Source organism: Cecembia rubra, from assembly GCF_003014575.1.
In the GTDB taxonomy this organism is placed as follows: Bacteria; Bacteroidota; Bacteroidia; order Cytophagales; family Cyclobacteriaceae; genus Cecembia_A; species Cecembia_A rubra.
Map to the genome: position 1 here is coordinate 1 of NZ_PYGF01000019.1, position 12,179 is coordinate 12,179.

Annotated in this window: 6 protein-coding genes and 1 pseudogene; 1 reads left to right on the forward strand and 6 read right to left on the reverse strand. The window is 41.5% G+C overall.

What is annotated here, in order from left to right; translation table 11 throughout:
* Positions 1-134: pseudogene (locus CLV48_RS20965) on the forward strand (IS256 family transposase); the annotation flags it as partial.
* A gap of 278 nt (positions 135-412) precedes the next feature.
* Here the strand turns inward: CLV48_RS20965 and CLV48_RS19765 are convergent.
* The 6 genes from CLV48_RS19765 to CLV48_RS19795 form a co-directional block, all read right to left on the reverse strand.
* Positions 413-676, reverse strand: a complete 264-nt coding sequence (locus CLV48_RS19765; RefSeq protein WP_106569031.1) for a DUF4834 family protein — start codon at positions 674-676, stop codon at positions 413-415.
* Between the two features lie 158 nt (positions 677-834).
* Positions 835-3,654 carry a carbamoyl-phosphate synthase large subunit gene (carB, locus tag CLV48_RS19770; protein WP_106569032.1) on the reverse strand — a complete coding sequence of 940 codons (2,820 nt, stop codon included), beginning with the start codon at positions 3,652-3,654 and terminating at the stop codon, positions 835-837.
* 567 nt (positions 3,655-4,221) lie between these two features.
* Complete coding sequence (locus CLV48_RS19775; RefSeq protein WP_106569033.1) at positions 4,222-4,707, reverse strand: peptide deformylase; 486 nt, start codon at positions 4,705-4,707, stop codon at positions 4,222-4,224.
* Positions 4,708-5,042: 335 nt separating this feature from the next.
* Positions 5,043-6,440, reverse strand: coding sequence for a dihydrolipoyl dehydrogenase (lpdA, locus tag CLV48_RS19785; RefSeq protein ID WP_106569035.1), 1,398 nt, complete (start codon positions 6,438-6,440; stop codon positions 5,043-5,045).
* Between the two features lie 281 nt (positions 6,441-6,721).
* A complete protein-coding gene (gene odhB / locus CLV48_RS19790; RefSeq protein ID WP_106569036.1) occupies positions 6,722-8,260 on the reverse strand; it encodes a 2-oxoglutarate dehydrogenase complex dihydrolipoyllysine-residue succinyltransferase in 1,539 nt (512 codons plus the stop codon).
* A gap of 116 nt (positions 8,261-8,376) precedes the next feature.
* Positions 8,377-11,181, reverse strand: a complete 2,805-nt coding sequence (locus CLV48_RS19795; RefSeq protein WP_106569037.1) for a 2-oxoglutarate dehydrogenase E1 component — start codon at positions 11,179-11,181, stop codon at positions 8,377-8,379.
* Positions 11,182-12,179 lie beyond the last annotated feature (998 nt).

Consider the following 12,179-nt stretch of genomic DNA (forward strand, 5'->3'; position numbering starts at 1 on the left):
CTGTTATGAAGTCTGTTTTCCTCGCTGCAAGGGAAGCATCGAAAAAATGGACTATGCCCATTCGAGACTGGGGTACTATCCTTAACAGTTTCCTGCTTATATTTGGTGATAGGGTCAGGCTTCTTGAAACCTGACCATAAAATCATAATTTAAAGTTTACACACTTATCGGGATAGTGTCTCGGAACTCCAAAATCCGCCTTCCGAAATCCCATTTTCATATTCCCCTCTTTCTTATCTCTCGCTTCTTTCCAGACCTCTCCTCCGTTGAAGTGACAAGGATGAGCCTTTCTTAACAACTACCATTAGACTTTAGGACAGCTTATTATCAGACCCTAGCCCTTAGTTGTTCTTGCTTCTTGCTTCTAATTTCTCGTCTCTCGCTTCTAATCTCTCGCTTCTAATCACTCGCCTCAATCCTTCACTTCCTCATAATCAATGTAATCTCCACCTTTGATTTCTTTGGCTCTTTTTTCCTGATAATCCCGGGGGATATGGTCTACATTGATATCACCATTTCCGGATTTGCCTTTTCTTCTCAGGTCTTCTTCCCTTTTGAGGTTATTGGCATGGTCCACAAACTGCTTCAGTTTACTTCTTAGGAAGAACTGCAAGAGTTTGGAAAATATCCAGGATAGAGCAATGGCAATCAGAAGAAATTTAAATATAAATCCCATGTTAGACTTTTAGATGCGAGAAGTTAGACGCCAGACAGTATTAACAATAAGTAGACAGATATAAGACCTAGTTTAAACTGATTTTCCAGCCCAAATCTTAGGTCTTGTATCTTGTGTCTTAAGTCTCTTAAAAACTCCCCTAGTTCCGTAATTATATTTTATCTACTCAAATAAAGATTTCTTTCAGCATAAATTTTCATGAAATAATCATCCATCAGGTCCTCGATAAAATAGATCGCTTCCCCTGTGGATTTCATTTCAGGCCCCAATTCCTTATTTACATTAGGAAATTTATGGAAGGAGAATACCGGTTCCTTTATCGCATATCCTTTTTTGGTAGGCTTAAATTTGAAATCAGTCACTTTCTTCTCACCCAACATCACTTTCGTTGCATAATTCACATAAGGTTCCTGGTAGGCTTTACAGATAAAAGGAACGGTTCTGGATGCCCTAGGGTTGGCTTCAATTACATAAACCCTATCATTTTTGATGGCAAACTGGATATTGATCAGACCAACTGTTTTAAGAGCCAAAGCGATTTTGTGTGTATAAGTTTCAATCTGACGCATCACATAATCACCTAAATTGTATGGAGGCAATACCGCATAAGAATCCCCTGAGTGAATACCGGCAGGCTCTATGTGCTGCATGATGCCAATGATATAAACATTCTCTCCATCACATATCGCATCAGCTTCTGCTTCAATCGCACCTTCTAAAAAATGGTCGAGCAGGATTTCATTATTTGGAATGTCCCTCAGTACATTTACCACATGCTCTTCCAGTTCCTTTTCATTGATCACAATCTTCATTCCTTGACCCCCAAGTACATAAGATGGTCTTACCAACAAGGGGAAACCAATGGTTTTGCACAATTCGAGTGCTTCATCTGTATTATGTATTGTCCCGAATTCAGGATAAGGCACTTCATTTTCTTTGAGCAAAGTAGAGAAACGCCCTCTATCTTCAGCAAGATCTAAGGCTTCAAAACTGGTTCCAATGATTGGTATGCCATATTTATCCATTTTCTCAGCTAACTTGAGGGCAGTTTGACCTCCCAGCTGAACAATGACTCCCAAAGGCTTTTCCTGTAGGATGATCTCATAAATATGCTCCCAGAAAACAGGTTCAAAATACAGTTTATCAGAAATATCCGGATCAGTGGAAACTGTCTCAGGGTTACAGTTGATCATGATCGTCTCGTAGCCACATTCTTTGGCTGCCAACACCCCATGTACGCAGGAATAGTCAAACTCAATACCCTGACCCACACGGTTAGGTCCTGAACCAAGCACCACTACTTTCTTTTTGTTGGACGGCTGGGATTCATTTTCTTCTCCAAAGGTGGAATAATAATAAGGTGTCTTGGCTTCGAATTCTGCAGCGCAGGTATCCACTAATTTATACACCCTCTTTATACCCATTTCATGGTAACGCTTGTTGAAGACTTCTGACTCAAGGCAGCCAAGTAAATGAGCGATCTGCCTGTCTGCATAGCCTTTTTTCTTAGCAAGGTCCATCAATTCCTTTGGAAGGGTGTCGATGTTGTATTTTTCAATTTCAGCTTCTACATGGATCAGTTCCTCGATTTGTTTGAGGAACCATTTATCAATCTTGGTAAGGTCCTGGATAGTCCTGAATGAAATACCCAACTTGAAGGCATCATAAACATGGAACAGTCTGTTCCAACTCGGATTGGCCAAACTGTAAAGCAGCTGTTCTTGGTTTTTCAGCTCTTTTCCATCTGCACCCAATCCATTCCTCTTGATTTCAAGAGACTGACAGGCTTTTTGAAGTGCTTCCTGGAAGTTGCGGCCTATGCCCATTACTTCTCCTACTGCTTTCATGGAAAGGCCCAATCTTCTGTCTGAACCTTTAAATTTATCGAAATTCCATCTTGGAATTTTGACGATCACATAGTCAATGGAAGGTTCAAAGAAAGCAGAGGTGGTTCCTGTAATGGAATTGGTCAATTCATCTAAATTATAGCCAATGGCCAATTTGGCGGCCACTTTGGCAATAGGATATCCGGTAGCTTTGGATGCCAAGGCTGAGGATCTGGATACCCTTGGGTTGATTTCGATACCAATTATCTCGGAATTATCAGGGCTTACAGCGAACTGAACGTTACATCCACCGGCAAAATTGCCTATGCTGTTCATCATCTTGATGGCATAATTCCTCATACGCTGATATACCGTATCAGGAAGTGTCATAGCAGGAGCCACTGTGATGGAATCACCTGTATGCACACCCATTGGATCAAAATTTTCAATGGAACAGATTACGATCATGTTTCCAAGGTTGTCCCGCATCACCTCCAACTCATACTCTTTCCAGCCGAGAATGCTTTGTTCAATTAAAACTTCGTGGACTGGGGAGGCCTGCAAGCCGGCCATTAAAAGCTTTTCAAAATCTTCTGCTTTCTCTACGAAAGCGCCACCTGCTCCTCCTAAAGTATAGGAAGCACGGATAATCAAAGGGAATCCTATTTCCTGTGCGATTTCTTTTCCCTGAAGGAAGGAAGTGGCCGTATCTCCCTTACAAACCCCAACACCGATTTCCTCCATCAGTGCCTTGAATTTCTCTCTGTTCTCTGCTGTGTCAATGGCATCAATATCCACGCCAATCATCCTGACACCAAATTTTTTCCAGATACCTGCCTTATCACAGTCGATAGCGAGATTAAGTGCAGTTTGTCCTCCCATGGTAGGCAGCACCGCATCAATGTCCGGATGCTCCTGAAGGATTTTGACAATGGATTTCTTTTCGAGGGGCAACAAATACACGTGGTCAGCGGTAACTGGGTCCGTCATGATGGTAGCAGGATTCGAGTTGATCAGTGTGACCTTGATCCCTTCTTCCCTGAGCGACCTGGATGCCTGTGAGCCTGAATAGTCAAATTCGCAAGCTTGTCCGATAACGATAGGGCCTGAACCGATAAGTAGAACGTGTTTGATGCTGGTATCCTTAGGCATTCTAAATGAGGTTTTAAGAGGGTTAAATACTTATGGCTAAATTGGTGCAAAATTAGGGAAATAATTTTAAGTAGCCCGATGGATTCCAAAAAACATCGGGAAATCTGGGGATTATATCAAAACCTATCTCAAACTCGAATTACGCCTTTAAAAATCCCGACATCACCCTTCCGAAATCGGGCTTTCGAAATCCCACATCAAACCGGTCCTTCACATCCGGGATGGCCTACAACCATCCCTTATATATCAAGGCCTTTCAGGCCTATTGCGACATCAAACTTCCGCCTTTTGCCTTTTTACTTGGCTCTTAAATCCCTACCTGCAACCTGGCCCCTCCCTAAAAATGTCCACAGGACATTTTATTAATGCTCGGTCCTGGTATCCGACTTCTTAATGAAACCCTTAATTCCCTTAACTCCTGAATGGTTCAAAACTCTCAAATCTCTCTTTTACGGGATGGACTACAACCATCCCTTTGATATCAAGGCCTTTCAGGCCTAACCCGACATTAGACATCAGACATCCGACTTTTGCCTTTTGCCTTTTTACTTGGCTCTTCTCATCCCCCTAAACCCTCCACTTAAAACTCTGCGCATCAATTGCCCGCATGGTACACAAAACCCCATTCAAATGGTCGTATTCATGTTGGATCAATTCAGAAATCGCCCCTTCCACTGTCCAGCTTTGTTTCTCCCAGTTTTCATCCAGGTATTCCAATGTCAGGGACTGATGCCTCTTCACTTTGACAAATAGATTGGGAAAACTCATACAGTCATCCCACAATTCAAACATCTCCTCGCTTGCATGGACGATTGCAGGGTTAATGATGATATAAGGTTTATCCAAGTTGAGATAAAAAAGCCGCTTCATAATTCCCAATTGAGGGGCAGCAATTCCCCTCCCAAATCCATACCGCTTTCGGATATCTTCCATGGCTTCGTGCAGGTCTTTCACCCAATCCGTTACCAAGGGGAGTTCTTCCTTATTGACCGATCCGCAGGTTTCATATAACCTTGGATCACCGAGTTTGAGGATGTCTTCTACTGTTTTCATCACCACAATTTATAAAAAAAACCAGGGCCTTTGAAGCACCTGGTTCTGTCATAGAAATTTCTTTCAAATTTAAATTTTTTATACTCAAGAAGTGACCCGGTAGTTCCCTTGTCTTATCCTGGAAATACTTGACACTTTTTTTCTTTTGACATGATAATTCAACCCTTTTAGGGTTGGGATTCCCGAAAACTAATATCATCCATTACCACCGGGTTTCACCCGGGGCAAATACCACTTTGTGGGTCCAATCACTTCGTGATTTTCTATCTCCGCAATCCGACTTCTAAATTTCGAAATTATTTTTGTCTTACTTCTTGTGTCTTGTATCTCAAGTCTTAAATATGCAAAGCCCTATTGTCCGTAGCCGCCAAACAAGCTTCTTTGAATGCTTCTGTGTAAGTTGGATGAGCATGGGACATTCTGGAGATGTCTTCTGCAGAAGCCCTGTATTCCATAGCCACTACCGCTTCCGCAATCATATCGGCTGTTCTAGGACCGATCATGTGTACCCCTAGGATTTCGTCCGTCTCGCCATCTGCCAATACCTTTACCAAACCATCAGTATCCATGGAAGCCCTTGCTCTTCCGGAAGCCATGAACGGGAACTTACCAACTTTGTACTTGATACCTTTTTCCTTCAATTGCTCTTCGGTATAGCCTACTGAAGCTACTTCAGGCCAAGTATAGACTACACCAGGTATCAAAAGGTAATTGATATGTGGCTTTTGGCCAGCAATATATTCAGCTACAAAAACACCTTCTTCTTCAGCTTTATGTGCCAACATGGCACCTTTCACCACATCTCCGATTGCATAGATATTAGGTACATTGGTTATCAGGTGATCGTCAACTTCCACTTGCCCTCTCTCGTTCACCTTCACGCCGGCAGCCTCCGCATTCAGGCCATCTGTGTAAGGTCTTCTACCGATGGAAACAAGGACATAATCACCCTTGATTTCCACGATTTCACCTTTGCCGTTATCTGCTTTGACGATTACTTCTTTTCCTTTATTCTCAACAGCCGTCACTTTATGTTTCAGATAGAAGTCAAAGCCCAGTTTCTTCAATGATTTTTGAAGCTCTTTACCCATGGTCCTATCCATAGAAGGAATGATGGCATCCATAAATTCAACCACAGAGACTTTGGCACCCAATCTTCCGTAAACAGAGCCCAATTCCATGCCAATCACCCCACCACCAATTACGATCAGGTGTTTGGGGATTTCCTTCATCTTCAAAGCCTCTGTGGAAGTGATAATCCTATCCTTGTCAATTTTAATAAATGGGAGAGAAGCCGGCTTGGAGCCTGTGGCGATGATGATGTTTTTACCCTGAATGGTCTCAGAAGAACCATCCTCTTTGCTCACCTTAACGGTATTCTTGTCCACAAAAGAACCGAAACCATGGTGTACATCGATTTTGTTTTTCTTCATCAAAAACTGGATCCCTTCCACATTTTGCTTGACCACATCTTCTTTGCGGGCAATCATCTGCTTGAGATCTACTTTCAGGCCACTGAGGTTAATCCCGTGGGTTTTGAAAGTATGTGCAGCATTGTGGTAATGCTCCGAAGAATCGAGCAAAGCCTTGGAAGGAATACAACCTACATTGAGACAGGTACCGCCCAAGGTTGGATATTTTTCAATAATGGCGGTTTTCATACCCAGTTGTGCAGCTCTGATCGCTGCCACATAGCCTCCGGGCCCTGAACCGATTACTATTACGTCGTACATAGTATAGACTTTTAGATGTTAGATACAAGATGCTAGATCCGTATCTTGGTAAAATATCAAATTCTTGTCATTTAAAAGATATAAGGCCGACAACCGGACCTTATATCTTTCTTGGGGAAGCATTCCCTAGAAACCCTATCATTTGACAAGTAACCCCTCTTGCTTCTTGCTTCTTGTCTCTTGAGTCTTGCTTCTTGTGTCTTGTGTCTTGTGTCTTGTGTCTTATCTCTTGTGTCTTGTTCCTAGAGTCTCGTCTCTCGCTTCTCGTCTCTCGCCTCTCCCTAGACTCCAAACAACAACCTCGTCGGATCCTCCAAGAGTTGTTTTACCCTTACGAGGAAACTCACAGATTCCCTGCCATCGATGATCCTGTGGTCATAGGAAAGTGCCAGGTACATCATTGGACGGATAACCACCTGCCCGTTTTCAGCTACCGGTCTTTCTACAATGTTGTGCATACCCAAAATAGCAGACTGAGGGGCATTGATGATCGGAGTGGACATCATGGAACCGAAGATACCTCCATTGGTGATGGTGAAAGTTCCCCCTGTCATTTCCTCAATGGACAATTTGTTGTCCCTGGCTTTAGTCGCCAATCTCACCACTTCTTTTTCGATCTGTTCGAAGCTCATGGACTCGGCGTTTCTGATCACGGGCACTACCAAACCTTTTGGTGCGGATACTGCAATAGAAATATCACAGAAATCATTGTAGACGATCTCATTGCCGTCGATCATTGCATTCACAGCAGGCCACTCCTGAAGGGCAACACAAACTGCCTTAGTGAAGAAAGACATGAAACCAAGGTTGACACCGTGCTTCTCTTTGAACTGATCTTTAAATTTCTTTCTGAGCTCCATAATCGGAGCCATATTCACCTCATTGAAGGTGGTCAGCATGGCGGTTTCGTTTTTCACAGAAACCAACCTTCTGGAAACTGTTCTTCTTAGAGAAGACATCTTTTCTCTTCTGCTCTCTCTGGAACCAAACACTCTTGGTGCTGGTGCTGCTTCCTCCGCTTTTGGAGCGGCAGGCTTAGTGGCAGCTTGAGGAGCTGCCTGTGGTTTAGGCTGTGCAGTCAAAGCATCTTCTTTTGTGATTCTACCATCTTTCCCAGATCCTGCAATATCCGCTGGATTCAAGCCTTTCTCGGCAATGATTTTAGCAGCTGCAGGAGAGGCATGGCCTGTGGCATATGTTTGAGATCCAGCTGGAGCAGCGTTTGCTGAGGCTGCCGGAGCAACTGATGGGGCAGCAGCTTGTGCTGGAGCACCACCTTCTACCACTTCAATCTTGCAGATCAAGCCACCGATCTCGAGTGTATCTCCTTCATTGGCAACATGTCTCAAAATACCTGTTGCTTCTGCGGGTAATTCAAATGTTGCTTTATCAGAATCTACTTCAGCAATGATCTCATCCAATTCCACAAAATCTCCGTCTTTCTTCAACCAATTGGCCAAAGTCACCTCAGTGATGGATTCGCCCACAGTTGGAACAATCATCTCTTTTACCTCACCGGTCCTGGAGCTGCTGGTTGAAGCTGCCGGGCTACTGGAAGCTTGAGCTGGACTTGATGTTTCAGAAGCTCCCTCCTCAATAACGCAGATTACGGCTCCAATTTCCAAAGTTTCTCCTTCCTGCGCTTTGATTCTCAAAATTCCCGACTGTTCAGCGCTCAGTTCAAATGTTGCTTTATCGGATTCCAGTTCACAGATTACTTCATCCATGGCTACCTGGTCTCCGTCTTTTTTAAACCATTGTCCAATGGTAACTTCACTGATGGATTCCCCTACGGTAGGGACTTTCATTTCTAGGCTCATTGTTTTTCTTTTTTACCCCCAAACCCACATTTGCGGGCCTAAGGTTAATTTAATTGGATAAAATTTAAATTAAACCTATTTCCCGAGGCCTGAAAGGCTTCGGGACTAGGGGTTATTTAGGAAAGTTTTAACGCTTTGCTGATAATATTTGACTGCTCTTCGACGTGTACTTTATGGTAACCTGTAGCTGGAGAGGCAGAAGGTTTTCTGGAGATTACATCCATAGGAATATCTTTGTAAAGCATTCTCAATATAAAATTCCAATAACCCATGTTTTCAGGCTCTTCCTGTACCCATACTACTTCAGCGCCTTCATATTGTTTCAATGTTTCCAAAATTTGTTTCTTTGGAAGTGGATGTAGTTGTTCCACACGGATAATTGCTACATCTTTTACTTTTTCCTTTTCTCTGGTTTCTTCCAGGTCATAATAAATTTTTCCGGAACAGAGCACAACACGCTTCACATCCTTGGCTTTCACAAGGTTATCTGGAATGAGTTCCCTGAACCTACCTGAAGTGAATTCATCAAGTGGAGAAACAACCTTTGGATGTCTTAGCAAGGACTTTGGAGACATTACAATACATGGCTTCCTGAATTCCCATGCCAGCTGTCTCCTAAGCAAATGGAAGAAATTGGATGGCTCGGTTATATTAGCTACCACGATATTGTACTCAGCTGACAACTGCAGGAATCTCTCCGGCCTGGCATTGGAGTGCTCAGGCCCCTGACCTTCATAACCATGCGGCAATAACAATACCATTCCGTTCATTTTGCCCCACTTAGATTCTGCGGAGGAGATAAATTGGTCTATCATGGTCTGTGCACCGTTGGCAAAATCACCAAATTGTGCTTCCCAAATGGCTAAGGAATGAGGGTTGGCCATGGCATACCCATACTCAAATCCCAAAACGGCATATTCAGAAAGCAGGGAGTTGTAAATATGGAACTGGGCTTTGCTGTCTTTTAGCTCTTTTAGGAAATTGTAAGGCTTGTTGGTATTGGCATCATGCACAACCGCATGCCTGTGAGAAAATGTACCTCTTTGTACATCCTGACCAGTAATCCTTACCGTTTTACCGTCCAACAATAATGATCCATAGGCAAGCAATTCAGCCGCTGCCCAGTTGAGGGATTTGGACTGGAAAAACATGTCCTTCCTTTGCTTCAACTGCACTTCAATTTGCTTTATTGGCTTGAAGCCTTTTGGGATGGAAGTCAGGGCATCTGCCACTTTCTCCACGACCTCTAAACTGATACCTGTTTCGGGAGATTTTTCAAAATCCTGCGGAGTGGATTTTCTCAGTTCCAACCAGGCCTTTTCGAATTTAGTAAACTGGTAGGGAAGTGGCTTTTCTTTCACCATATTCAACCTATCTTGCAAAAGCTGACGGAATTCTTCATCCATTTGTTTCGCAATCTTAGCATCTATATCTCCCCTTTCTGTTAACCTTTTTACATAGATTTCTCTTGGGTTTGGATGCTTGGAAATGATATTATATAATTCAGGTTGGGTGAATTTCGGTTCATCAGACTCATTGTGTCCATGTCTTCTGTAGCAGACCATGTCCACAAAAATATCCTTGTCAAATTTCTGACGGAACTCAGCCGCTAATTTGGCAGCAAAAACTACTGCCTCAGCATTGTCCCCATTAACGTGGATGACAGGTGCATCTATGATTTTGGCCACATCAGTACAATAGATGGATGTTCTGGCATCATCAAAATCAGTAGTGAATCCAACTTGGTTATTGATAACAAAATGGATAGTACCACCTGTATTATATCCTTTCAGTCCGGCCATCTGTGTAACTTCATACACGATACCCTGACCGGCAACAGCGGCATCCCCATGTACCAAGATAGGTAGTGCTTTTTTGGAATTTCCTTTATGCTGCGAATCAATTTTTGCACGGATAAAACCCTCCACTACAGGATCCACGGCCTCCAAATGTGAAGGGTTCGGAGCCAATTTAAGGTTGACCTTTTTATCACCTGTGGTAATGATATCGGATGAATAACCCATGTGGTATTTCACATCCCCATCACCCATAGTAAGGTCAGGCTTGGCAGTACCTTCAAATTCAGAGAAAATCTGCTCATAAGTTTTGCCCATGATATTGGCCAGAACATTGAGACGTCCTCTGTGTGCCATCCCGATCATGACTTCTTCTACGCCATAATCAGCTGCAGTATTGATCACTGCATCCAGGAATGGGATGGTGCTTTCTCCTCCTTCAAGGGAAAATCTCTTTTGTCCTAAATACTTGGTATGAAGAAAGTTCTCAAATACAACGGCCTGGTTCAATTTGAAAAGAATTCTTTTCTTTTCTTCTACTGAAGGATTAAATGCCAAAGCTTCTTTTTCGACTTTGGTCTTCAACCAATCCAACATCTCAGGATCCCTTATGTAAAGGTATTCAAAGCCAATAGCTCCTTCGTAAATAATTTTTAGGGAATCTACTATTTTTGAGAGTTTGGCACTTCCTATTCCTATTTCATTTCCAGCCTGGAACTCAGTATTCAGATCATTTTGGTCCAAACCGAAATCTTCAAGATCAATCAGCGCTTTTCTGTCCCTCCTTTCTCTCACAGGATTTGTCTTGGATCGCAGGTGTGCCCTAGACCTGTACGCATGGATCAATGCCCTCACTTTGATCTCTTTGGGCAATTGTTCCATATCCATAATGGTACCTCGGGTAGCCAAAGCACCATTTACTGCAGGTTTACTTTCACCGTTAGCTGTAGTAACCTTTACTGCACCACCTTCTTCATCTTCGCCAAATCTGGTAATGGCAAAATCAAAGCCATCAAAAAAACTCTTCCAACTTGGGTCTATTGAATCTGGGTTGTTTTTATATTCCGCATACAACTCATCAATGTAAGCCACATGCGCATTGGAAATGTAGGAATATTTATCCATGATTAGTTAAGATCTTTGATTACAAAGGTATAGGATTGATTATTTTTAAAAAAACCGTATATTCGGTTTTACAAATATTTTATTTTATTATTTAAGATCCACATAAATAAAATTTAATTCCGCTTAGAAGGAGAAAAAAATGCAATGAAAAAATATGATTGATGATTTTTATAATTTATCAAGGAAAGATAAACTGAACAACAATTAGATTTAACGCTATTTCAAAGAAATAAAGTAAAAGTTTTTATTTGAATTCAAAGCTAAAGTAGACTTTTTGTATCTGAAAGGATTCTTTCTACATTGGAGAGCTATCTAAAAATTTTGATTTAAGGTTGGCATTTATATACAAAAGCCGGGATTCTATTGAGAATAAACTTGAATCTTAGATAAAGAAACCAAAAAAATAAAAATATTAATCGTATATAGAAGCTTTACGAACAGGTAGATCAACTTATTGGGGAGAATGATTTTTAAGAGAAAATTATAAGAAGTTATGGAATTGAAAGTAAGGAGAAACAAAAATTGCAACTTCACAGAGTGGTATATCTATTAGAAATTAGTGCAAAATACTTGATGAACCTAATTTCAGATTGTATTAAAAAGAAAGAAATAAAATGCTAATATACATGATTAAATTTACGAATGGACAATTTATAAAAAACGCAGCATAGTTCGAAGATTCTTTGTTGGAATTATTGATTGGCGAGATCTCAATTTTAGTCCCAAATCTCGATTAAAAGCTTTTCAGATTAATTGGTATTGGGCCCCTAATTTGACAAATAACCAAAGCAATCAGCTTATAAGAATTAATAAAAAACAATAAAATTGAAAGACCGAATCAAATTTGGTTAAATAACATTAGTGAAACTCAAAGCTTAAAAGGTTTAATGTAATTAAATGCTGATATGAATGTGTTTAACCGGCATTTTTTTTAAAAGATTCAAACAAACAACGATGGTGCAAAATGTTATAGATAAGTGTATGAGGAGTATTTTAAA

Coding starts and splice junctions, on each gene's coding strand:
- CLV48_RS19765 (WP_106569031.1), bottom strand. CDS start 676: ATGGGATTTATATTTAAATTTCTTCTGATTGCCATTGCTCTATCCTGG.
- carB (WP_106569032.1), bottom strand. CDS start 3,654: ATGCCTAAGGATACCAGCATCAAACACGTTCTACTTATCGGTTCAGGC.
- CLV48_RS19775 (WP_106569033.1), bottom strand. CDS start 4,707: ATGAAAACAGTAGAAGACATCCTCAAACTCGGTGATCCAAGGTTATAT.
- lpdA (WP_106569035.1), bottom strand. CDS start 6,440: ATGTACGACGTAATAGTAATCGGTTCAGGGCCCGGAGGCTATGTGGCA.
- odhB (WP_106569036.1), bottom strand. CDS start 8,260: ATGAGCCTAGAAATGAAAGTCCCTACCGTAGGGGAATCCATCAGTGAA.
- CLV48_RS19795 (WP_106569037.1), bottom strand. CDS start 11,181: ATGGATAAATATTCCTACATTTCCAATGCGCATGTGGCTTACATTGAT.